The organism is Roseivirga sp. 4D4 (genome assembly GCF_001747095.1).
Lineage (GTDB): Bacteria > Bacteroidota > Bacteroidia > Cytophagales > Cyclobacteriaceae > Roseivirga.
In genome coordinates this window covers 1,882,174-1,904,401 of record NZ_MDGP01000001.1, presented here as the reverse complement: position 1 = coordinate 1,904,401, position 22,228 = coordinate 1,882,174, and the positions used below count along the sequence as shown (strand labels likewise).

22 protein-coding genes are annotated in these 22,228 nt (G+C 41.2%); 8 read left to right on the top strand and 14 right to left on the bottom strand.

What is annotated here, in order from left to right:
- Nucleotides 1-3: 3 nt before the first annotated feature.
- From BFP97_RS08170 to BFP97_RS08155, 4 genes are all read left to right on the top strand, one after another.
- Nucleotides 4-537: a DUF4252 domain-containing protein gene (locus BFP97_RS08170; protein ID WP_069841951.1), complete on the top strand. Its 534-nt coding sequence runs from the start codon at nt 4-6 to the stop codon at nt 535-537.
- A gap of 77 nt (nt 538-614) precedes the next feature.
- Nucleotides 615-1,163 carry a DUF4252 domain-containing protein gene (locus BFP97_RS08165; RefSeq protein WP_083262476.1) on the top strand — a complete coding sequence of 183 codons (549 nt, stop codon included), beginning with the start codon at nt 615-617 and terminating at the stop codon, nt 1,161-1,163.
- Nucleotides 1,164-1,209: 46 nt separating this feature from the next.
- The gene (locus BFP97_RS08160; protein ID WP_069841949.1) at nt 1,210-2,115 is read left to right on the top strand and encodes an ABC transporter ATP-binding protein; all 906 of its coding nucleotides are present in this window, start codon (nt 1,210-1,212) and stop codon (nt 2,113-2,115) included.
- On the top strand, nt 2,112-2,924 hold the full coding sequence (locus tag BFP97_RS08155; protein ID WP_069841948.1) for an ABC transporter permease: 813 nt from the start codon (nt 2,112-2,114) through the stop codon (nt 2,922-2,924). The genes BFP97_RS08160 and BFP97_RS08155 overlap by 4 nt, the downstream gene beginning before the upstream one ends.
- 70 nt (nt 2,925-2,994) lie before the next feature.
- On the opposite strand, the gene BFP97_RS08150 is transcribed toward BFP97_RS08155, so the two are convergent.
- Nucleotides 2,995-3,570: an SRPBCC family protein gene (locus tag BFP97_RS08150; protein WP_170827428.1), complete on the bottom strand. Its 576-nt coding sequence runs from the start codon at nt 3,568-3,570 to the stop codon at nt 2,995-2,997.
- 55 nt (nt 3,571-3,625) lie between these two features.
- Nucleotides 3,626-4,456, bottom strand: coding sequence for a helix-turn-helix domain-containing protein (locus BFP97_RS08145; RefSeq protein ID WP_069841946.1), 831 nt, complete (start codon nt 4,454-4,456; stop codon nt 3,626-3,628).
- A gap of 215 nt (nt 4,457-4,671) precedes the next feature.
- Here BFP97_RS08145 and BFP97_RS08140 point away from each other — a divergent pair, with 215 nt between their 5' ends.
- Entirely contained in the window at nt 4,672-5,247 is a 576-nt protein-coding gene (locus BFP97_RS08140) for a DinB family protein (protein ID WP_139135230.1), read from the top strand.
- A gap of 6 nt (nt 5,248-5,253) precedes the next feature.
- On the opposite strand, the gene BFP97_RS08135 is transcribed toward BFP97_RS08140, so the two are convergent.
- From BFP97_RS08135 to BFP97_RS08110, 6 genes are all read right to left on the bottom strand, one after another.
- Nucleotides 5,254-5,688 carry a GNAT family N-acetyltransferase gene (locus BFP97_RS08135; protein WP_069841944.1) on the bottom strand — a complete coding sequence of 145 codons (435 nt, stop codon included), beginning with the start codon at nt 5,686-5,688 and terminating at the stop codon, nt 5,254-5,256.
- A gap of 101 nt (nt 5,689-5,789) precedes the next feature.
- Nucleotides 5,790-6,635 (bottom strand): 1,4-dihydroxy-2-naphthoyl-CoA synthase, encoded by an 846-nt coding sequence (locus tag BFP97_RS08130; protein WP_069841943.1) that lies wholly within the window; start codon nt 6,633-6,635, stop codon nt 5,790-5,792.
- A 60-nt stretch (nt 6,636-6,695) separates the two neighbouring features.
- The gene (locus tag BFP97_RS08125) at nt 6,696-7,454 is read right to left on the bottom strand and encodes an energy transducer TonB (protein WP_069841942.1); all 759 of its coding nucleotides are present in this window, start codon (nt 7,452-7,454) and stop codon (nt 6,696-6,698) included.
- The gene (locus tag BFP97_RS08120) at nt 7,451-7,939 is read right to left on the bottom strand and encodes a hypothetical protein (protein ID WP_139135229.1); all 489 of its coding nucleotides are present in this window, start codon (nt 7,937-7,939) and stop codon (nt 7,451-7,453) included. The genes BFP97_RS08125 and BFP97_RS08120 overlap by 4 nt, the downstream gene beginning before the upstream one ends.
- 279 nt (nt 7,940-8,218) lie before the next feature.
- Nucleotides 8,219-11,527, bottom strand: a complete 3,309-nt coding sequence (locus BFP97_RS08115) for a WD40/YVTN/BNR-like repeat-containing protein (protein WP_255399413.1) — start codon at nt 11,525-11,527, stop codon at nt 8,219-8,221.
- A gap of 111 nt (nt 11,528-11,638) precedes the next feature.
- Nucleotides 11,639-12,316 carry an outer membrane beta-barrel protein gene (locus BFP97_RS08110; RefSeq protein ID WP_069841940.1) on the bottom strand — a complete coding sequence of 226 codons (678 nt, stop codon included), beginning with the start codon at nt 12,314-12,316 and terminating at the stop codon, nt 11,639-11,641.
- 117 nt (nt 12,317-12,433) lie between these two features.
- Here BFP97_RS08110 and BFP97_RS08105 point away from each other — a divergent pair, with 117 nt between their 5' ends.
- A complete protein-coding gene (locus BFP97_RS08105; protein ID WP_069841939.1) occupies nt 12,434-13,216 on the top strand; it encodes an XRE family transcriptional regulator in 783 nt (260 codons plus the stop codon).
- Between the two features lie 9 nt (nt 13,217-13,225).
- On the opposite strand, the gene BFP97_RS08100 is transcribed toward BFP97_RS08105, so the two are convergent.
- The gene (locus BFP97_RS08100) at nt 13,226-14,473 is read right to left on the bottom strand and encodes a hypothetical protein (protein WP_069841938.1); all 1,248 of its coding nucleotides are present in this window, start codon (nt 14,471-14,473) and stop codon (nt 13,226-13,228) included.
- Between the two features lie 87 nt (nt 14,474-14,560).
- Nucleotides 14,561-15,580, bottom strand: a complete 1,020-nt coding sequence (locus tag BFP97_RS08095; protein ID WP_069841937.1) for an AMP-binding protein — start codon at nt 15,578-15,580, stop codon at nt 14,561-14,563.
- Nucleotides 15,581-15,659: 79 nt separating this feature from the next.
- On the opposite strand from BFP97_RS08095, the gene BFP97_RS08090 reads away from it, so the two are divergent.
- Nucleotides 15,660-16,796 (top strand): carboxypeptidase-like regulatory domain-containing protein, encoded by a 1,137-nt coding sequence (locus tag BFP97_RS08090; RefSeq protein ID WP_083262474.1) that lies wholly within the window; start codon nt 15,660-15,662, stop codon nt 16,794-16,796.
- Here BFP97_RS08090 and menD read toward each other — a convergent pair.
- Genes menD through BFP97_RS08075 form a run of 3 tightly spaced genes read right to left on the bottom strand, consistent with a single transcriptional unit; the run spans nt 16,793 to nt 20,123 of the window.
- Complete coding sequence (gene menD / locus BFP97_RS08085; RefSeq protein WP_069841935.1) at nt 16,793-18,472, bottom strand: 2-succinyl-5-enolpyruvyl-6-hydroxy-3-cyclohexene-1-carboxylic-acid synthase; 1,680 nt, start codon at nt 18,470-18,472, stop codon at nt 16,793-16,795. The genes BFP97_RS08090 and menD overlap by 4 nt on opposite strands.
- Nucleotides 18,469-19,701, bottom strand: a complete 1,233-nt coding sequence (locus BFP97_RS08080; RefSeq protein ID WP_069841934.1) for a chorismate-binding protein — start codon at nt 19,699-19,701, stop codon at nt 18,469-18,471. The genes menD and BFP97_RS08080 overlap by 4 nt, the downstream gene beginning before the upstream one ends.
- Nucleotides 19,701-20,123, bottom strand: coding sequence for a hotdog fold thioesterase (locus tag BFP97_RS08075; protein ID WP_069841933.1), 423 nt, complete (start codon nt 20,121-20,123; stop codon nt 19,701-19,703). The genes BFP97_RS08080 and BFP97_RS08075 overlap by 1 nt, the downstream gene beginning before the upstream one ends.
- A 57-nt stretch (nt 20,124-20,180) precedes the next feature.
- Between BFP97_RS08075 and BFP97_RS08070 the strand changes: the two genes are divergently transcribed.
- Nucleotides 20,181-20,804, top strand: coding sequence for a histidine phosphatase family protein (locus tag BFP97_RS08070; protein WP_069841932.1), 624 nt, complete (start codon nt 20,181-20,183; stop codon nt 20,802-20,804).
- Here BFP97_RS08070 and BFP97_RS08065 read toward each other — a convergent pair.
- Nucleotides 20,776-22,170 carry a tol-pal system YbgF family protein gene (locus BFP97_RS08065; RefSeq protein WP_069841931.1) on the bottom strand — a complete coding sequence of 465 codons (1,395 nt, stop codon included), beginning with the start codon at nt 22,168-22,170 and terminating at the stop codon, nt 20,776-20,778. The genes BFP97_RS08070 and BFP97_RS08065 overlap by 29 nt on opposite strands.
- Nucleotides 22,171-22,228 lie beyond the last annotated feature (58 nt).

Below are 22,228 nucleotides of genomic sequence, written 5' to 3'. Positions count from 1 at the left end.
ATAATGAAAAAGTTAGTATTAACAATGGTATTGGGTTTGTTTGCGATGTCTGCAAGTGCCCAGAGTGATGCGATCTCAAAGTATTTTGATAAGTATTTAGATGATCAGTCTTTTATGCACCTGAACTTCAGTGGCAAAATGTTCCAAATGATTGCTCAATTAGAATTTGATGATCCAGATGAGCAGAAGATGGTTGAAGAGTCTTTAGGTAAAATCAAAAGGGTACAAGTTTTAGGCAAAGACAAGGATGTCGATGGTCGCAAAATGTACAAGGAAGCCTTAGGCTTAATTGATGGGAAAGATTTTGAAGAGCTAATGTCGCTTAGAGAAGATGACAAAGACATCAAATTCCTGATCAAAGAAAAGAATAACAAGATCGATGAGCTATTTATGGTAATGGGAGGCGAGAATGAATTCGGTCTTTTGAGTATCGTAGGAGATGGCATCGACTTGAACGCTATCTACAAACTATCCAAGTCTATCGGCATGGAAGGTTTCGAGGAACTAGAATTCCTTGATAAGATGGATGGTAACTAGAATATTACTATCATGATTACAGAGGGTGCCTCGGTGCCCTCTGCTTTTATTGGTCAAAGCTCAAAATTATTGGATGTATGAAGAAGCTTTTAATACTTAGTCTACTTTTTAGTATGACACTTAGCGGTTTTGCTCAAAGCCGGAGTGTCGAAAAATTCCGTCAGGACAACCGTCCTTCGACAACGCTCTTCTTCTATAAGAGTACCCTCAAAATGATTTCCAGGATTGATCTAGGTGCTCTAGGCGGGGCAGATGTCAGTGAATTTCAGGATATGCCACCCATTGGTGATATGATCCGTGGCATAGAGAAGGTGAAATTCTTCCTTTTCGAAGATGATGACGATCGGCATAGCGTCAATGGTTCTGATTTCAATTCACTTGAGGCAAGGATAGAAGAAGAGGGATACGAATCTATGATGTCGGCAAGAATTCAAGGCAATAACATGAATGTCATGATGAAGGAAAGGAGAGGTAAGCCTCAAGGGTTTGTCGTTCTGATCACCATGGATGAAGGGTATAGTATCATTGATATCGAAGGATACCCTGACGTTCAGAATATTCTTAAGTTCTCAGAATTCATGAATAGCAACGGATCTAGTATGGGCCTTAAAGAAGCCTTTAGATAAGTTAATATCGAGCCTCGGCTCATTTTTTACTCAAAAACAACACGATTTGGATACTGTATTATCAATAAAAAACCTTTCTAAACACTATGGAAGGATCAAGGCCGTGGACAACCTGTCGCTTGAAGTCAAGCGCGGAAGTGTTTACGGAATTCTTGGACCAAATGGTAGTGGAAAGACAACTACACTAGGGGTAATTCTCAGTGTAATCAACCAGACAAGTGGAGACTTTCAATGGTTTGGGCAACCAGCCACACAAAACACTCGAAAGAAGATTGGAGCCATTTTGGAGCATCCGATATTCTATCCCTATCTCACTGCAGTTCAGAACCTAAAGATTGTATGCGATATTAAGGAAGTTCCTTATGCTCGTATCGATGAGGTGTTGGAACAAGTTGGCCTGGCGGTTCGAAAAGATCATAAGTTCAAGACCTTCTCACTAGGTATGAAGCAAAGGCTTTCTATCGCCTCTGCTTTATTATGCGATCCGGAAGTAATGATTCTAGATGAGCCTACTAATGGCTTAGACCCTCAGGGAATTGCCGAAATAAGAGATCTTATCATTGATATTGCCAATAGTGGTAAGACCATTATTGTTGCAAGTCACTTGTTGGATGAGGTACAGCGGGTTTGTACTCACTTCTGCGTGTTGCAGCAGGGCAAGCTGATTCATGATGGTCTGGTTGAAGATGTAGGTAAGGGAGCAACACTCATTGAGGTAAAAGCAGATGCTGATAACCTTCAAGAAGTGCTCGAATCTTCCGGAATGGCCAGTGGCGTCAAAAGGGAGCTTGATAAGTACACCTTGACCATGTCAAATGGATATGGAGCCGCAAACGTAAACGAATATCTTTTCAAGCAGGGTATTACCGCAAAACACTTGATCGTGAAGGTGAAAACCCTAGAAAAGCAATTCTTAGAAATATTAGCAGAACAAGAAGGAGGTAGTCAATGATACGTTTACTAAAAATTGAACTGCACAAGGTGCGTAGCAATAGATCTTTTAAGGTCTTGTCAACGCTGTATATCATTGCTCTATTCCTTATCAGTATGGGAGTAATGCCATTCTTACAATGGTTGAAAAATAAGTTTGCCGAGTTTGATGCAGATGAAATTGACCCGACAATCTTGCCTTTTTATGAGTTTCCAGACATCTGGCAGAATCTGACGAGTGTTGCAATTTACTTCAAAATACTCTTGGCGCTGGGGCTCATTTATTCTATCACGAATGAGTATACCTATAGAACGATCAGGCAAAATGTGATCGATGGACTAAGCAAGCAGGAGTTTATCTGGTCTAAGATTATCATGGCGGGGTTCTTAAGTGCTGCCTCTGCGGCTGCTTTGCTCGTAATGGGATTGATCACTGGGTTTATCTATTCCTCTGAAATTTCTTTTGGGCTCGTCTTCGAGGATATGCATTTCTTGCTTGCCTTTGCGCTACAATTGTTTGCATTCCTTCTGTTTACACAATTCATAGCAACACTTATCCGAAAACCCATTATGACCATGGGGCTAATGTTTCTATGGGTAGTTTTAATTGAGAATGGACTTTTTGTTTGGGGACAAGTTAAAAACCAACAATGGGTAGAATACTTTCTTCCTGTGAAGTCCATTAATGCCTTGATTCATGTGCCTTTCCAAAAGTATGCGCTGATGGAAATTCAAGACTATATAGCACTGCCTGAATTGGCCCTTGTGCTTTTCTATGGCGGCTTGTTCTACTGGGCGACTACCAGATTGGTTGTCAAAAGAGACCTTTAGGATAATTAATATGCAAACAAAAAAGTGCTCTCGAGAAATCGAGAGCACTTTTTTTTGGTAGTAACGAAGCTCAGTATTTGGCCTTTTTACCTGTCTCTAAGAAGAGAATAAGGTTGTTATAAGACAGTTCATTACCCTCAATGAAAAACTTCATAAGTGACTGATATTTGGGGTTGTTCTTATAACCAATCCCATAAGATGTGACCTTTGTAAGGGAAGGCTTCAGTTCTTCCAGACTTATGATATTAAACAAGTCTTTTTCATCTGCTTTCATAAAGTCTGGGAAATTCTGAGTGATTTCGGCTTGAAGCGTGAGGAGCTTTTTAGGCACGTAGTTGACAATATGCAAGACAATGGTTGAACTGTCTCCTATAGTTGCATCCTGATTATAACTTGTTTTGATGGTGCCATTAACTTTGAAATCTACCTCGGCTAGGGCGACAAAGGCACTTTCCCAGCCTTCTTTTGTTGTATAGGTATCCCATACTTTTTCTAGTGGAACGTTTACCTCAAATTCCTGTATAAGGACTAATTCATTGGCGTAGCTAGAATCAACCCATGATTTTACTCTGGAGTCGTTGGTGGTTTGTCCAGATAGTTGCAGACAAGAGGTCAATATGAGGATGAGGGGAATTATTCTTTTCATGACATTCATTTGCTTTCAAAGAAAAGCAAGTAGTGCATATGTAGATAGAAAAAAATTAACCTTCTCGGTCTAAAGGGAAAAAGTTCGGCTCATCATTGTGAAACCCATTCTTAATGAACTCTTCAGGGCTAAAGCCCGAAAACTCCTTGAACTCTTTTATGAAGTGTGATTGATCCGCATAGTCATATTCGTAGGCGATTTGGGACCAATTAATTTTCTCTTTATCACCAATTTGTCTCAGGATCTCATTAAAACGACAAATCCTATGAAAGACTTTCGGTGTATATCCACAATGCTTTTTAAACTGATCAATAAGGTTTTTCTGAGTTTGAGGGTACTCGCTTACTACCGATTTGTGTTTATTGAATGGCTTTGTTGATAGATTATACACAATGCTTAGTAGACTTTCGGGAGGTGTGTATGCTTCGAAGTACCTGCGATTTAACCATCGCTCAACTACACTAAACTTATGCTCATACTTATCTTGATTCTTAACCTCATCTCTCAACGAAAGTATGGTATCTCCCAGAACATCTTGAGCAGGAACAACCTTATCATTCAATGTATGAACAGGCGTATGGAGAAAAGGAAGTGACCCCTGTGGCTTGAATTGTATCACAAGCATTTCAGAGTCTTGGTGAGCAGAAATGGAAAGGTAGTTTTTGTGAACCCCAGATATCCAGACCTTTTCGAAAGTATCTTTAACCACTAAGGACTCGTTATCAAAAGTGTTTCTCTTTATTCCATCCAGTTCGAAAATAATGAATACATGTCCTGTAGGTACAACTCTTTCAATGGAGTGGTCGGGTTGAAAATCTTTGTAATAGAAAATCGATTCGATCCATTGATCGAGAGGAGGTGTTAACCTGTGAAATTCAAAAATCAAAATATCTTGTTTTGGGATGAGGTTGTATTATTCCTTTTTAGCCAGAAGAGAAGCTAATGCTAAATATTATTATTTCATAGTATTTGAGGTGAATGGAATCTTTACTTATGATCATTGAACAGTTTTGTTTCTTTTTGAATAGAATTTGTTGGTAGACCAAAGGCTTAATCACGATCTTTCAGTCATTAAGAATCGAAACCTAATACTTTTTCAAAATGAGATATCTTATTACGATTGTTTGCTTAATGGTACTTTTCAACCTTGGCCAAAGTCAGGATTCACCATTCAAGAATATATCTAAAACAGAAAGCGAATTCAATTCAGGAAACATTGCTGCTCGAATGGTCGAAGGTCTCGGGTTTAGATATTACTGGGCTTCTGAAGGTTTGAGAGCTGAAGACTTGGAATTTGATCCAGTGGAAGAGGGGAGAAGTTCAAGGCAGACTATTGATCATATATACAGCTTATCGAGGTTTCTGTTGAGTGCTTTGGAGAATGAGGTTTTTGATGCTGGTAATGCCCGAGAGATGTCTTTTGAGGAGGTGAGAACTGAAACACTGGAGAACTTTGAGAAAGCAGTTAAAATTCTAAAAGGCAGCGAGAGTTCGGATTTTGCTGATTACAATATCAAGTTTGCTAATGGAGTAGGGTTCCCTTTTTGGAATGCCATCAATGGTCCTATTTCAGACGCCATTTATCATACGGGTCAGGTCGTATTGATGCGGAGGATGTCTGGGAATCCAATCAATCCAAATATTAGTGTGCTTTCAGGGAGTATAAGAGGGAATTAGAATGGCTTAGAGTTTGAACTGACAGGTCATCTCAGTGTCCTCGATAATGGTTCCCCTTTTCTTATAAAAGTTGATTGCAGGTTCGTTCCATCTAGAGACTAACCAGCGCATAGATTTGCAGCCTTTGTCTTTTGCTATGGATTCTAACTGATCCATGATTTGTGCGCCAAGTCCTTGCTTTCGATACTCTGTTTCGAGATAAAGGTCATCCAGGAATAAGTGCTTTCCTGACCAAGAACTGAATCCGAAGTAGTAAGTGGCAAAACCAACGGCCCTGTCTCCATCTCTTATGATCAATGCTTTGAAATCCTCAGAATTGGCGAGCATTTGATCCAGTGTAATGGAAACCTTTTCAGGCGTTTTCTGAAAAGTGGCGAAGTCCACAATCATCTGATGGATTTCTGCATAATCGGTCGTTGTTGCCTTATTAATTGTTGTCATGATGAATTACATCTTTCTGAAGAGCCTCACCCTTACAGGAAAGGTGTAGAGTAATTTGACTTTCTTATACTCTTCAATCTAGTATCTAATGTCTTGAACCTTTATGGTATCCACTTGATATCCTTGAAATTCGGCTTTCTTTTCTCCAAGAAGGCATTTCTTCCTTCCTTGGCCTCTTCAGTCATGTAGGCGAGGCGAGTGGCTTCACCAGCAAATACCTGCTGACCTACCATGCCATCATCCGTAAGGTTGAACGCGAATTTCAGCATCTTAATAGAGGTAGGGGACTTTTCTAAGATTTCCTGCGCCCAATCGTAGGCAGTGTCTTCTAATTCTTCATGAGGAATTACCGCATTGACCATACCCATTTCAAAAGCCTCTTGCGCAGAGTAGTTTCTTCCTAAGAAGAAGATCTCTCTGGCTCTTTTTTGACCCACCATTTTTGCCAGGTAAGCCGAACCGTAGCCACCATCAAAACTCGTGACATCTGCATCAGTTTGTTTGAAAATGGCATGTTCCTTACTCGCTAGGGTTAGATCACATACGGTATGTAGACTATGTCCACCACCTACTGCCCAGCCTGGGCAAACACAGATTACTACCTTTGGCATAAACCGGATCAGGCGCTGGACCTCCAGAATGTTGAGCCTTGGCATGCCATCATCATCCACATAGCCCTGGTGTCCTCTTGCATTTTGATCACCACCAGAACAGAATGCCCAACCTCCATCTTTAGCTGATGGACCTTCACCTGATAGAAGCACCACGCCAATGGAAGTGTCTTCACGGGCATCGAGCAATGCTTCGAATAGTTCACCAACGGTTTTGGGTCTAAAGGCATTTCTGACTTCAGGTCTGTTGAACGCAATCCGAGCGACACCATCACCGGATTTTTTGTAGGTGATGTCTTGATATTCCTTAACGGTTTTCCAGGCTACTTTACTCATAACAGTGGGTTTGTTGCGAAAATACAGCTAAAGCAAAGATTAGCAAAGGGGAGGAGGCTATTAACGCCTACCTAAGCCAAAGACTACTCTTATGGTCATTTCTGAGCTGACTACTTCTCCTTTTACCGTTGCGGGGATCCAGTTAGGGCTCTTCTTCAGTACCCTGAGTGCCTCTAGCGTCAAGTCATGACTGGGACTTGAGACCATAGTTATTTCTTCTAAGGATCCTGTTTTGCTCACCGTAAATTTAAGAAGTACTTGTCCCTGAATACCAGCCTGTTTTGCTGCGGAGGGGTATCTTAAATTCTTTCTTAGAAACATGCTCCATGCCTTTGGGCCACCTGGAAAGCTGGCGTCTTTCTCGACAGTATATTGTACGTCTTTTCCTTGAGTACTGAAATTTGGTAAGTCCATGGACGGTAGTTGATTACCCCTAGAATCAAATACCTCCATTCTTGCATTTTGATCTAATATGTGTTCATAGGTCCAGATATTCACTTTCTTTCCCTTTTTGTAGGTTCCTTTTATAAGTGTGTCGCCCTTTACTAGAGTATAAGGTCCAGTCTTTCGGCCCTTCTCATAGGTAGTACTTTCAACCACATCGTCTTGCTTATTAAACCGTTTAATGAGGCCATGTGGTTTGCCCTTTCTGATAAACCGAATCTCATACGTTTCTGCTAAGCCTAGGTTTTCTACGACTTTCATATTGCTGTCGTAGTAAACCGTGTCAAGTTTGGTTTGGGAAAAGGAGGTGCTGGAGCATATAAATAGTATGATTACAACGGAAATGAACTTAATAGTTATTTGGTTATTGATCATAGTTGTTTTCTTCTGTGAGATAGGTGTTTCCTAATTTGTTCATTATTCAATTCTTGCCATGCAATGAACTTTTGTATTTCTTTAGTATCGTTGTCCAAAAATATCTTCCAATATCTGAGGATATGGTAGCGCCATGCCGTTAGCTGAAAGTTAACTTTTTGTTCCAATGTGAGGGTATTGGGTGGTATAAGATTCTTTCGGTAATTGTAGCCATCAAAATAAAACCCTAGAAGCTCACCTAAAGATGTTTTATCGTAGCCCTTTACTTCTATCTCCATTTCATAACCATCATATCTTTGGTCAAGAAATTTGAGCGAGATAGTTTCATTGCAATACTCAATTGTAGGATCTTCTTCGTCCATGGGGCGAAGGATTAGTTGGTAGTCCTCAAAAATATCTTCAAAAAATATCTCTATTCTTTCAACGGTCATTAGGTAATTCTCCAAGCCTGGATTCCTAATCTTGAGCAGGTTGAATTCAGACAAAAACAGGATGCGTAACAGTTTGAAAAAAGCCAACATTTTAATTCTGGTGTCTGCCTGGCTTAAACAAGATTAATTGACAGGTGTGTTGTCTAGAAGGTACTATTATTGCTCTAGCAGGGCAGTCAATTTGATGTGTATAAGTATATGAATAAAAAACTAAATTGATATAATAAATATACTAATAAATGCTTTTAAAGCAAATAGTTGATGAGGAGCGTTGAAGAGTATGCATAAAAAAAGGCCGCCATTTGGCGACCTTCTTTATGATACTAGTCTGAATTAATTCTTTATTGGATCATCAAAGTCTTTGAAGAAGCCCATATCAGTGGCTTCATAAGCAGCTTTGAATTTAGGCCACTCATTCTCAAAGAATTCGTTGACAATGGCGATCGCCTCGTTCATCATCTTTTCAGCGTTTTCCAATAGGCCGCGCTCATTAGAACCTGGAGCTGTCAGTCTTGAACTGGCATATCTTCTTGCCTGTCCAACCCACTGACCCGCATTAGGGTAGTTGACGCGAGGAGCATTTTGTGCTCTGTCTCTCGGAAGTCCGATAGTAACTTTCTTAGCTTCATCGAAATTCTCATTCATTTCTTTGATGGCTTTCTTCAAGTCCTTTACAGCATCCTTATCAGCATTTTTCATCTGAGCTTCTACTTTAGAAAGTACACTTTGAGCATCTCTTACTCTTCCAGTTACCGCTGCCCATTTTTGATTCATTTCTAAAACTTCATCTTCGAACTGCTGCTTGGCTCTAAGGTCAGACATGTTTACTTCAATACGCGGATCGTAATGAACTTTCACTGTCTTCTCTATTTTCTGATCGTTATAATCAATATGGATTTTGTAATCACCTGGTAGAGTAGCACCCGCAGCTTGTTCACGGTTTCTTCCACCGCCACCTTGAGCACCTCCGAATCTACCACGCACTTGAACATTTGCAGATCTAGTAATCGGGAATGGATTTCTTCTTCTTAGATCCCAGTTCAATGTATTGATCTGACCTTTTTTAACAGTACCAGAACCAGTTCTGATAGTGTCTCCAGCCATATTCAATACAGTCATACTGATTTTAGAAGGAAGCTTTTTAGGAGCAGCTTCTTCAGTAGCTTCTTCCTTTTTTCCTCTTCTACGTTTGCCTTTAGCCTCCTCTTTTGGAGCTTCTTTGGCCTTGTCATCTCTTACGTAGTATTTGATCTGCGCTGAAGTCACGAATTTGTTTTGTCCTTCAAATGGTCCGCCACTTGCAGGGAACCTCATACCCGCAGGTTGTCTGTAGGTCATCTGGTAAGCATCTGCTACGTCAAAGACAATGATGTCTTCTTTCATTGCATTCTCAGCACCTCTTTTAGCAAACTCTCTCAAAGGACGAATATCATCCAAGATGTAGAAAGCTCTACCGAACGTACCAATAGCTAAGTCATGCTCTCTTTCCTGAAGGGCAAGGTCCATAGTGGAAGCTGAAGGATATCCATGCGTCCACTTATTCCAGTTTTGCGCTTTGTCAAAACTTACATAAAGTCCGTTTTCAGTTCCTAAGAAAATCAAGTTAGGCTCAATTGGATCTTGAAGAATAGAAAGTGTATAACCAAATACATCACTGTCGTCAACAATTCTAGTCCATGTTTGACCGTAGTCCATCGTATGGTAAGCATAAGCTGACCAGTTATTTCTTCTATAGTCATTAGCGATTACAAATGCTTCGCCAGCATTATATCGAGATGCCACAATCTGAGGAATCCAGCTACCCGCAGGTAATCCAGGAAGATTTGCTGCAGTATTCGTCCAGCTTTCGCCTCTGTCCTGAGTTACCTGAACGTTACCATCATCAGTACCTACCCAAATTACGTTTCTGTCCACTGGACTTGGCGCAATCGCTAGGGTAGTAGTATGGTTTTCAGCACCTGTTGCATCGATGGTCATACCACCACTTGCATTTTGCTTTTGCTTCTCTGGGTCATTGGTAGACAAGTCTGGAGAAAGTACTTCCCAGTCATCACCACGATTTGAGCTGTAGTGCAAGTGCTGCGATCCGTAATAAACGCCATTAGGGTTATGCGGATCGATCGCTACTGGAGCATTCCAGTTAAATCTCAAATTGATTGAAGTGTCAGGCGAAGTAGGTCTTACCGTTTTGTTATAACCTGAAACTCTGTCGTATCGTGAAACATTACCCTGTTGAGACATGGTATATCCGTAACGAGAATCACCTGGAATAGGAGCCACGTCAAATCCGTCACCAAAGCTTAGTTCTTGCCAGTCATGGTTTCTGATTCCAGCAAAGTTGAAAACATAAGCAGGACCTACCCAAGAACCGTTGTCTTGCATTCCACCATAAACATTATATGGCATATCATTATCCACATTGATGTGGTAGAACTGTCCTACAGGAATCTTCTCAGTAAACCTCCAAGTCTTACCCATATCACGAGTGATGTTCAATCCACCGTCATTACCATCAACCATGAAAGTTGGGTCATTTGGGTGAATCCACCATGCGTGGTGATCTGGGTGAACGCCAGAGTAAGGGATGATTACTTCCCAAGACTTTCCTCCATCCTCAGATCGAGAAACCATTGAGTACAAGCTGTAAAGCCTGTTTTCGTTTTTGGTATCCACATAAATTGAAGAGTAGTAGAACGGACGGTTACCCATATTAGGTTGCTTAGAAGATTCAGCTCTTCTTTCCCAAGTCTTACCACCATCAGTTGATCTCCAAAGGCCATTTGCTTTGTTTTCGATCAAGGCGTAGATATAATCAGGATTGCTATTTGCTATAGCCAAACCGATACGACCGTAATCGCCTTTCGGCAAACCACCTTCACCATTCATTTTCTTCCAAGTATCACCACCATCAAGGGTCATGTAAATACCTGAGCCTTCACCACCAGACTTAAATGTCCATGGCCATCTTTTGTGTTCCCACATAGAAACGAAGATTTTGTCAGGATTGCTTGGGTCAGCAACCATATCTGATACTCCAGATAGGTTGTTAGTGAATAATACTTGATTCCAAGTCTTACCACCATCGGTAGTTTTATAAACACCTCTTTCATCATGCTCTCCCCAGGGAGAACCAATCGCACCAACGAGCACTGTATTAGGATCGTCAGGGTGAATAATGATTCTGTGGATGTTTCTGGTCTTCTCAAGGCCCATCAATTCCCAAGTGTCACCACCATCAATTGATTTGTAAACTCCATAACCACTGCTTACCGAGTTTCTTGGGTTTCCTTCACCTGTACCCACCCAAATGATATCTGGGTTTGGTTGGTGAATGTCAATAGCACCGATGCCCAAAACAGCCTCTTTATCAAATAACGGCTCCCAATCGAGTCCACCACCTGTAGTCCGCCAAAGGCCACCAGAGGCAGCACCCGCGAATATGACATCGGGGTTACTTTCAACTACATCGATCGCAGTGATACGTCCACTCATGGCAGCCGGACCAATGCTTCGTGCTTTCATATTTTTGAATAAGTCCATGTCTACTTTTTGCCCAAACATGAGTGGGGCACTGAGCAGCATCGATAGACAAATCAGAGAGATTCTTTTGAAATAGGAATCTTGAAGTTTCAAGGTATTCATTAGATTCTTGGTTTTGATTGATATAACCTTCAAAGTATACCAAGAAAATGAATGCAAAAATCCAAATTCTAAGAGCGCGAGTATGTTGTTATGAATGGCTGTAGAACCGGTCTACATTTCGCGTAGAAGCAATTTGATTCCAAATCCAAAGGTGATAGAGTTAAATCTGGAGCGTTGAATATCGAGTTGATAGTTCTCGATATCGGGATCATACTGGATCGTTTTGGGTGTTAGGTAATCACCACGGGTACTATATGTATTCCTAAAATGGAAGTCAATGCTAATCGATTCGTCAATGATGTATTCTATACCACCACCGAAGCCATAAGTAAAAATGAAGTCGTCTAATTCGAAAAACTCATCTACCACTTCATCAAATTCTCGATCGAATACCCTGGCTCGGGTATACACATAGCCAAAACCAAAATTGAAGTCGCCATAGGGGAGCAGTCGCGTCTTCGTCTCGGGTTTGAATCTAACTACTGAGAGCAAACGTCCCATTTCATTATGGTGCCTGTAACGAACGTCTGGCAGATCGGCATTGTGAAAACCTTTCCTTACCCTAGAGCCATATCTGGTAAAGTCGATTAGACCACCGAGATAAACAGGTGACTCATTGATTTGGAATGCTGCTTCCATTCCGAAGCCACCTCCCCAAATTTCCGAAGCATCTTTTTTAAGCTCTCCGGTAGGAAGAAATCCATGGAGATGAAATCCAATAGTAGAGTTGTTCTGTGCCGAAAGCAGAGAAGTAATAAATAGACCGATGATTAAAAGTGTTGTTCTCATGATTGAAGTGTTGGCACCTCTTTTCTAGCCAATTACATGCCAAAATTAAACTAAAAATATTGACACCTAACTAAAAATATTAGTGAATATTACTATCTTTAGGCAAACTGATAAGCTATGAGCACCATTTCAGGCAATATTAAGCATTTGAGAAAGCAACATCAATGGACGCAGGGTGACTTCGCGGATCGAATAGGTATTAAGCGATCGCTAGTCGGTGCCTATGAAGAGGGCCGAGCCGACCCAAGGCTCAACAACCTTTTGAATATGTCCAAGGTGTTTCGCGTTTCTGTAGATAATCTACTGACCAAGGACCTAACCAGAATGGATTTGAAAGTCATTGAGGCCTTAAATGAGGCAGATGGTAATATGAAAGTGCTCTCTATTACGGTTGATCAAGACGATAAGGAATATATCGATCTAATCCCTCAAAAGGCTTCAGCTGGTTATCTGAATGGTTATGCTGATCCTCATTATTTAGAGGAGATGCCTAAGTTTCAGTTGCCGAACTTGCCTCGTAATGCCACATACAGGGCTTTTGAAATTACTGGAGATTCTATGTTGCCAATAAAGCCAGGAACTGTCGTGATTGGTGAGTATATGGATGGTTTGTCAAATATTAGAAATGGTAAGTGCTACATTGTTCTATCCAAAGAGGAGGGGATTGTCTATAAAAGAGTGTTTGACTACACGCAAGAGCACGGACAATTGTTTCTCGTATCGGACAACAAAGCCTACTCTCCATATAGAATTGATGCTTCGGACGTTATCGAGATTTGGGAGGCAAAGGCATTTATTAGCATGGATATTCCTGAGTCTACCGAAGATGACCTGAATTTCGATGATCTTAAAAATATCGTGCTGGAGCTGCAGAAAGAGATTATTAAACTGAAAAACTAGATGCTGTTCCTATTTGTCTAACAGCAGGCCAATTCGTACAAAGCTGTACTTGTATTTCAGAATACCTTGATTAAACCACGAGGGAGAATGCTGAAAATCTAGGAAGTAAGTCCTTTGGGTTTTCAACTGAATACCAAAACCGACATTTACGGCCATTCTGAATCGCTCGGTATCCTCTTGACTTGTAATGTCTATCAGTACGCTCTCATTTTGACGGAGCACTCCATGTATCTGACCACTCTTCGTTAAAGCATGTTGCGGGTTAATACCACTATTGATAGTAAAAAGCCACTTCTTGCCAGGAAATACATATTTGATGTTTATGGGCATTCCCAAATTAAGTCGCCTTAAGTCTACAGTTGTTTCGTGATCTACATCTCCCCGAATGTCAGTATTCGTAGAAATGAATGCAAAGTTCAGCCCATTCGTCACAATGGATTGATCAGTCACCTCTTCCGTTCTCTTATATGTCTGGCTAAAGGATTCGTATGACAAGCTGAGATCCAAGTCGAGATACAGCCTCTTAGTCCCTCTGGATATCTCCTTTTGGAATTTGACTCCTACTCCGGCCAGATAAGAGTTCCCGGTACCCGAGTAGTCGCCAAGTTTTTGCTGTGCATTACCTTGAATCAAATAGAAGCCAGTAGTTGGTGGCCATTGCTCTTTAGAGCCTAGTAACACTTTGCCCTTAAAGTTGGCGTAACGTTTATCGTATTCTACTAAAAGGTTGGTGAGTGACTTATGGGTCAGGGCTGTTTTTTCTATCCTGTCTAGTATCAGGTCGCTCTTGTCAAGCATGAGTTTCAACACATCTAAATAAGGTTTGAAAACCCGATTGCGGAGTTTGTCTCCAATTACTTTTTCTGTGAGTGCTTCGAAATCTCCGGTAGTGGTGTTTTCCAAATAGAAGTAGTTTCTTCTGAACCGATCGCGATAGCCATAGAGACGCATTGTGCCCTCATAAATTACTTCCAGGAAAACGGCCTGCTTGTTATCGATCTGCTTGGAGTTAAATAAAAGCTTGTCTTCTATACCATATCCATAAATGTCTTCAGGTTGATAAACCTTCTCTTCTCCTGTATCACCATTTCTAAACACACATTGAATGGCCGCCTTGTTATAACTATAATACTTAATCTGCCCGCGGGTGGTGTCAAATGGACTGGTGAGAATAAATCCTTCTCTATATAATTCCTGACCTATACCTGTTTGGGTAAGGCACAAAAATGAAAAGCAAAGTAGAATGAGCTTTTTCATAGAAGGTTGATTGCTTCATTAATTTAATCAATCTTCAGGAGAAATGATATGATGGATTGCTATGAATGTCTTGCAGTTGACTGGTTTCTAGGCTTTTGAAGCTGCCAAAGAAGAAGCGCGATCAATTTTTCCGCTTGGGGTAAACTGGAATGAAGGTATCAATCGCCAGGTTTTGGGGAGATGGTATTTGGGTAAAGCCTGTTTTATAGCGTCATTGTGTTTGTGTATGTATTCTAGAGTCTGCTTATCATTCGTCATGCCGATCAGGCTTTCTCCAAGATCTTGATGTTCTTCTTTCCACAAAGCAATAGTACCCGATAATTCCTGAGGTAATTGTCCTTTAATCAACTCTTCCGCGCTTTCAATTAGGATTTTAACGCCACCACTATTGACTACCAAATCAGCTCTACCCAGCCATTTGAATTTGCCTCCTTTGAGCTCCACCAAGTCATTTGTGGTAATCCATCTGTTTTGGGTGACCGCTCCCTTGATTTCCAAACAACCTTGCTCGTTAGTTCTGACTTTAGTATCCCCGACAATGCTAAACCATTCTGACCGATTAGGTCCATTCAATGCTTTCAAACCAACATGAGAGACAGTCTCAGTCATGCCGTAAGTATGAAAGCATTCACAGTCGAGTTGTTGAAGTTTATCTGTCAGATCTTTCGAAACCGGAGCTCCTCCAATGATGATTTTTTTGATTCGATTAAGGTAGTTTTTACCATGTTCGGTTTTAACCAATGCGCTAACCTGCAGCGGTACTAAGGCAGCGAAATCATAGGCCTCATCAGGCGAAAAGGAGTTTACCTCCATAGAGGGTTCGATCAATTCCAATTGCCAATTGCCGATGATACCACGGACCAACATCATCTGCCCACCAATGAAAGATGTGTTAATGCAAACTAATGCCTGTGTTCCTTCAGAAAGATCGAGCGTTTTAATGGTCGCTAAGGCACTGGCGATCATTTGCTCTCTGGTAATGTTTATCTTTTTGGGACTTCCAGTAGAACCAGACGTGGTGATTGAAAAAGTCTTTTGATTGTTAAGCCATTGCCTAATAAAAATTTGTGCTGAAAGCGCCCAATGATCATTTTTCCCTAAACCCAATTGCGAAAATTGAGTTAAAGAATATGAGTGGTTATGGATAGAAATGGTACATTCCACGGCCCAAGTTTAACGAATTGAAATGAGATTAAAACTATACATATTACTAACTGTCTTATTGGTAAGTTTTGAAAGTTTGGCACAAGATCGTTATACGGTAAGGGGAACGGTAAAAGATGCTGCAACAGGAGAGGTTATGCCTTTCGCTACTGTCTTTTTTGCTGAAACAACCTATGGTACTGTTACGAATGAGGAGGGGCAGTATCGTTTGACGGTTTCAGATCCAGGGACCTACGATTTAATAGTGAAATTTGTGGGTTATCAGACATTTGCCGCACAGTTGAAACTTGGGGACCAGGAGGAGATTACTTATGATGTTTTAATTAAGTCAGGCGCCAAAAATCTGGGTAGTGTGGTAGTGACAGCTCGGAAAGATGCGAGGTGGCAGGAACACATGCGTGAATTCAGACTTATCTTCTTAGGCGAGTCGGCCAATGCACGACAATGCAAAATATTGAACGAGGAAGTGATAGACTTCATCTATGACGAAGAAAATGTAGTCTTGGAAGCTTTTTCTGCTGAACCCATTATCATTGAGAATAAGGCGCTTGGCTACAAAATCCAATACTATTTAGAACAGTTTGTGGTAGACTATAAAGCCAACATGAGTAGTTACTATGGTTATACCGTCTACGAAGAGCTCAAGTCAAGGAGCGACAGAAGGATGAAAAGGTGGGAGGCTAATCGCCAAAAGGCCTATGAAGGTTCGACAATCCACTTTTTCCGATCGTTATACGAAAATAAGCTTGAAGAGGATGGCTTTTATGTACAAGTAGCGAAGGATGTAACAGGATTAGGAAGAGTGATTGACCCAAAGGATGCCAATGTTTATCAGTTTCTAAAAAGCGGCACGACAGACATCTCAAAAGCGCTTCCATTCGACAACCTTCTTTACGTTACTTATGACAAAGAATTCGAGTCTAAGGAATATCAAGAAATTCAAAGCAGGCGCAATATAGGGCATGCATCAGTTGGTAAGTTAAATAAGAAAAAGCCCCAACAGTCTTGGATATCGATTATGGAAGGTCATGAGGCCATCGAATTTGAACCGAACGGTTACGTTTACAATCCGGTGTCCTTTTATTCAGCTGGTTATTGGGGATTTGAGAAAATAGCCGAGATGATTCCTTTGGACTATCGTCCGAAAAAAGGGAATTAAAGGGCAAACAATTTTTTGAACTCATTAAAGATCTCTGTGTTCTTCTTGCTCTCAGAGAAGACCTCTATGAGTCTCGGCCTACCAACCGGCTGAAAGAAACTTTCCAAAGCCGTATTTAGGCTTTCTAAGTCCGAACAAGCCTTATAATCAAAATTGTAATCCTTGGCGGTGTTCTCAGCAGTTAATGGTTGATGTGTCTCAAACAGCTTATCATAATCAGGCTGGTCTTGAGGGCCTTTGATCATTCTGAAAATACCTCCGCCATGATTATTTAATACAATCACTCTAAGTTTTGACAGGTCATATCCATGCCAAAATGCATTCCTATCGTAGAAGAAAGCCATGTCACCCGTAATTAGGGTTACTAGTTTGTCTTGACTCAGCGCTGCACCCACTGCGGTTCCGTTGCTGCCATCTATGCCGCTGGTACCTCTGTTTGAGAATACTTCAATGTTCTTTTTAAGGCCGATGAAATTAGCATAGCGCACAGCCATACTGTTTGCGAGATGCAGTTGACTATGCTCAGGGAGCGCTTCAATACATTTAGAAACGGCTTTTAACTCTCCGAAATCACAAGTTGCAAGAAAGTCGGAGATCGAATTACTAGCAGTTTCATCCGCAGACTTCCATTTTTCATTGAAGGAAGTATTGTCCTTGCCTGGATTGAAATTTTGAAAGAAAACCACTGGATCGGCTTGTATCCACCTTGTTAGGTGTTTGAATCCATCATTTATTCGATCTGAGTTTCTAATATGCCAGTGGGCCTTAGGGGACTTGTTTCTTAGGTAGACTTTCAAATTTTTAGAAATCAACGACTTGCCAAGTGTGATTACTAAATCTGGACTGAGACCTTCTAGAGCCTTCTGAGCAGTGGGTTGAAGAAAGGCATCTTGGTGTTGAACAGCACCCGGTATTAAATGTTGGTTGCCAATGATTTCGTTGATGATAACGGTTCCGGTTTCTTCGGCAAAGGCTTGCATGGCAGATGATAACGCTTCATCTGGTTCATGTTGTCCTATGACGATTACTTTGTTTTCATACTGATCCCATTCGGATTTGAGTGCCTCAAAAGTCTCTTTCGATAATTCGAGATTAGCCTGAGTATGTCTTATGATCCTTGTTTCAGGGAATTCGATATGCTCTCCGTCAGATGGATAGAATGGTTCGCGGAGTGGAACATTAATATGAACAGGTCCTTGGGGGAAAGACATCGATGCAATCAGCGCTTCGTTGGAAATTCGATTGCCATGCCAAAAAGCATCAGGGTGATTTCCATCAACGGGGTAGTCGTAGCTTGCCTTTACATGTTTGCCAAGTATTCCTGATTGCTGAATGGTTTGGCCATCGTATTGATTAACCCATTCTGGAGGTCTATCTGCTGAGATGACAATCAGTGGAATTTCTTGATAATATGCTTCTGCAATGGCAGGTGCATAGTTGAGCACAGCCGAGCCTGAGGTACAGACTAAAACAACTGGCTTTTTCTGTTGTTGGGCAATCCCAGTAGCAATAAAGGCCGCAGATCTTTCATCACCAATAATTTTGACCTCTATAGCTGGGTGTGCGTTAAAGGCAAGGGTAAGTGGTGCTGATCTAGAGCCAGGTGAAATAATTGCAGTTTGAACACCATGCCCAGCACAAACCGAAACGATATCGTTGATATGTTCAAGGATCAAACCTTCTTGTTCAGAATGTTAAGTAGAGTTTTGAACTTTAGTTCAGTCTCTTGGTACTCTTTTTCAGGCTGAGAGTCAGAAGTAACTCCCGCACCAGCATAGAGTCTTGCCCTGTTTTCGAGCAATTGCATACAACGAAGGTTCACAAACAAGTTAGTGTGGCCATCTATATTTACCGGCCCTAAGAACCCACTGAAGAATTCTCTATCTATTCCCTCATGTTCTTTCAAAAAGTCCATGGCTTCCTCTTTTGGCATTCCGGCTACTGCTGAGGTGGGATGTAGTAATTTGAGCATGACAGTGGCCAACTCTGGAAAATTGGTCTCTTTGGTATTGACGCTATACGAGGTTTTCAGGTGCAAGAGGTTGCCCGCCTTTACGGTTTTGGGTCCTGCTTCTTCAAACTCTCTCAGTCTAATTTTTTTGAAACAATTAATGATATACCGACTAACCATAGCCTGCTCCTCAATTTCCTTCTGCGTCCAGCTAGTATCACTGATTGGCATGATTGGATCGAACCGTTGTGTTCCTGCCAAAGCGATCGTCTTAAAACTGTCTTTTTTCTTTTCTATTAAGACCTCAGGTGTTGCACCGATCCATGTCCCTATTTGCGGTAGCGAAACAAAGGAAACAAAGGCATTAGCATAACTGTCGCACAAGTCTAAAAGAAGGTCAATAGCATGGAAGTCTTCTTCAAGTTCAATCTCTTTTGTTCTGGCAGGGACTACTTTATCGAAAGCCCCCTGTTTAATCGCCATGACAGATTTCTCTATCAGTTGATGATAGTCATCATTAGAGCTTGAAGAGTCCTTTGGTTTGACGTGGTAAGATTTTGCTTTGATAGATTGATCGAGAAATTGCTCAATACGGGCTTTCAGTTGCTCAATTTTTTCTAAGTTTTCCTCTTGCTGGGTTTTTTGCATTTGGACCACCTCGTCAAAGTCAAATGACAATGAGAAGTCCGCATCAATGAAGTGCGCAGGTAATTGGCCAAGGTGGAAAGGTGCGATGACAAAACCAGTTCCAAGGTCTTCTATATCTATTTGTTCAAGTTGTCTTGGAGCTTTAGAGCTAATCACCAAATGAATTTCCGATTGATGCGGTATACGCCAAACTGCAATAGGAAGGTCCAAATCGACAGCGGCCTTTAGAGCAGCGTTCATAATCTCCTCTTTAGAAAAGGAGTTAATGTTTAGTGTTAGTATTTTATCCTTTTGGGTTGAGGACATTAGTTCTTTTTGTCAATTATCGCCATTGTGAGCCTGCTAATACAAACCAGTTCGTCTTGATCATTGGTAATGCTAATCTCCCAGATCTGGGTTCGTTTCCCTAAGTGAATCGCCTTGGTCTTTCCAAAAACACACCCACTTTTCACACTTTTCACGTGATTGGCATTCACCTCTAGGCCAACGCAGTGTTGTAGCTTTTGGTTTAGCGTAAGACTAGCAGCAATACTTCCAATGGTTTCAGCTAAGACAACAGAAGCTCCTCCATGTAACAAACCCATGGGTTGATGGGTCCGGTGATCGACTGGCATTTTCGCGATAATGTAATCTTCCCCTAGCTCGATAATCTCAATACCCAAGTGTTCAACGAGAGTATTTTGGCACATCTGATTGATGGCGTCAAGCGTTATGCCTTTTTGAAACATATAGGTTCAGATTAATTTTTAGTTTTGCGCTGGCCAAGGCAAAAATAGGAGAAATTGATGATCAAAAAAATATACCTCACGAGACACGGACAAACTGATTATAACAAGATTGGGGTAGTGCAGGGTAGTGGTATAGACTCCGACCTAAATGACCTTGGAAAGGCCCAGGGGCAGGCCTTTTTTAATGCTTATAAGCATGTGCCTTTTGATAAGGTCTACATCTCTGCGCTCAAGAGGACCTACCAATCTGTAGCTAATTTCATAGAAAGTCCCTTGACACATGAAAAGCTCGCGGACTTGAATGAAATCAGTTGGGGTGATCGGGAGGGAATGCCTGTAGATGAGGAAGGTAATGCCTACTATCAGAATATGATTAGGTCGTGGCAGGAGGGACGAACAAATGTGGCGATCGATGGGGGTGAAAACCCGGAACAAGTTGCCATTCGAATGAAGCGTGCGCTTGAACATATTCTTAATCAACCTGATGAAGAAAACATCCTGATCTGTATGCATGGAAGGGCAATGCGCGTGATGTTGGCGGTCATGCTCAATTATCCATTAAAATGTATGGATCTATTCGAGCATACCAATCTCTGTTTATACGAATTGACCTATACCGGTTCTATGTTTATTCTAGACCGCTATAATGACGTCAATCACCTTTCGGGGTTATCTGTTTAAGCGCAATTTTGGCCTTACTATCAAGGCTACTTTTATAAGGATGTTTTCTGAATGAAAGTACCTCGTGGAAATACATCTTAGCACTTGCTATATCACCACTATCTTTCATAAGATAGCCCAGTTGAAGGAATGAATTAGGGGCGTAATAAGTCTCAGAAATTAGCGCTGCACTGCCGATCACTTGTTGATAGAAAGCCTTAGCTTCCTGAGTATTTCCTTGGAGGTGGTTGAGGCGAGCTTTACGATAGGTCAACTCTAATCTCTCGTATTCTGAGAGGTCTTTTTTCTTTCCAAGTAATGTAATCAGGCTATCGGCTTTTTGATAGAAACCACCATCTATGGCAAAGCGTATTCTTAAGGCTGTTGGGTTTTGTGTATCAAGTGTCTTAGCAATTTTTGCAGCGTTTTTGTCCACTTCAGAGTAATCATCGCCTTCATTTCTGCTTTTATCTAAATACCGTTCGTAGGTTTCTATTTGACCAATCAACCCATATGAAATGCTGAGTTTAAGGTAGGTGTCTTTAATATAAGACTTGCCCGTGAATGAGTTAAGAAATTTTTCGTAATGGTTAATGGCGGTTTGATAGTCACCAGCTTGAAAGTAGGTCTCCGCGATCAGGTAATCATGTATTGGAAAGTGCTTATCGCTATTGGATAACAATTCACGTGAAACGATCGCTTTATGTGCCTTTGAATAGACCAGAGACTTTACATAACGAAACAGCGGTTCGTCACCAGCTTTGCTTTGGTCAATGAAGTCAGCGGCTTTTCTGAAATCCTCCAATAAATACGCGTTCGTCATACCAAGAATTAGCTTTGACTCTATTGCCAATTCAGGATAATCCGCACCAATGGTACTTAGTTGGTTGAGTCCGGTGAGAACATCACCTCTGAGGCCAAATAGGTTCATGAGCCACTGGTTTTTGCTCGGTACATTGCCAAAAATGATATTCAGGACTCCAAGCGTTCTTTGGTTTGGTTCAAAACCTGGGTAATCTTTGGCATTGCTTTTTGCCAATCGATAAGCACTTCTTAAACTCCAGAAAGCATCCCATTCTTTCCCATATTTGAACTTTACGAATGCCCACTGCAGTTTAATCTCCGCTTGAACAAATGCTGACCATGGGGAAGGTTTATCTAAATTTTTGATGGTTTTGAGTCTGATACTTTCGTTATCCTCTAGTTCGTCAAAGCGCTCATCGCTTTCAAGAAGTATCAATTCTAGGATGTCTGCCAGGTTGGCGTAGTACAAATCCATTGGGACTTTGGAATTTGCAGTCGCAAGGCGTGTTTCTTCAAAGTCCAGATTAAGCAGGGGAGCTCTACCAACATGTTGTCCGCTGGCCGTCAAAAAAGTAGAGAGCATAAAAAATGGATAGACTAACAAGCCTATCCATCTTCTGTATTTTGTTGAAAGCTTCAAC

Excerpts from the sequence above, each read along its gene's own strand:
- BFP97_RS08170 (WP_069841951.1), top strand. The coding sequence starts at position 4 with ATGAAAAAGTTAGTATTAACAATGGTATTGGGTTTGTTTGCGATGTCT.
- BFP97_RS08165 (WP_083262476.1), top strand. The coding sequence starts at position 615 with ATGAAGAAGCTTTTAATACTTAGTCTACTTTTTAGTATGACACTTAGC.
- BFP97_RS08155 (WP_069841948.1), top strand. The coding sequence starts at position 2,112 with ATGATACGTTTACTAAAAATTGAACTGCACAAGGTGCGTAGCAATAGA.
- BFP97_RS08150 (WP_170827428.1), bottom strand. The coding sequence starts at position 3,570 with ATGAAAAGAATAATTCCCCTCATCCTCATATTGACCTCTTGTCTGCAA.
- BFP97_RS08140 (WP_139135230.1), top strand. The coding sequence starts at position 4,672 with ATGAGATATCTTATTACGATTGTTTGCTTAATGGTACTTTTCAACCTT.
- BFP97_RS08135 (WP_069841944.1), bottom strand. The coding sequence starts at position 5,688 with ATGACAACAATTAATAAGGCAACAACGACCGATTATGCAGAAATCCAT.
- BFP97_RS08130 (WP_069841943.1), bottom strand. The coding sequence starts at position 6,635 with ATGAGTAAAGTAGCCTGGAAAACCGTTAAGGAATATCAAGACATCACC.
- BFP97_RS08125 (WP_069841942.1), bottom strand. The coding sequence starts at position 7,454 with ATGATCAATAACCAAATAACTATTAAGTTCATTTCCGTTGTAATCATA.
- BFP97_RS08115 (WP_255399413.1), bottom strand. The coding sequence starts at position 11,527 with ATGAATACCTTGAAACTTCAAGATTCCTATTTCAAAAGAATCTCTCTG.
- BFP97_RS08110 (WP_069841940.1), bottom strand. The coding sequence starts at position 12,316 with ATGAGAACAACACTTTTAATCATCGGTCTATTTATTACTTCTCTGCTT.
- BFP97_RS08105 (WP_069841939.1), top strand. The coding sequence starts at position 12,434 with ATGAGCACCATTTCAGGCAATATTAAGCATTTGAGAAAGCAACATCAA.
- BFP97_RS08100 (WP_069841938.1), bottom strand. The coding sequence starts at position 14,473 with ATGAAAAAGCTCATTCTACTTTGCTTTTCATTTTTGTGCCTTACCCAA.
- BFP97_RS08090 (WP_083262474.1), top strand. The coding sequence starts at position 15,660 with ATGAGATTAAAACTATACATATTACTAACTGTCTTATTGGTAAGTTTT.
- BFP97_RS08080 (WP_069841934.1), bottom strand. The coding sequence starts at position 19,701 with ATGTCCTCAACCCAAAAGGATAAAATACTAACACTAAACATTAACTCC.
- BFP97_RS08075 (WP_069841933.1), bottom strand. The coding sequence starts at position 20,123 with ATGTTTCAAAAAGGCATAACGCTTGACGCCATCAATCAGATGTGCCAA.
- BFP97_RS08070 (WP_069841932.1), top strand. The coding sequence starts at position 20,181 with ATGATCAAAAAAATATACCTCACGAGACACGGACAAACTGATTATAAC.
- BFP97_RS08065 (WP_069841931.1), bottom strand. The coding sequence starts at position 22,170 with ATGCTCTCTACTTTTTTGACGGCCAGCGGACAACATGTTGGTAGAGCT.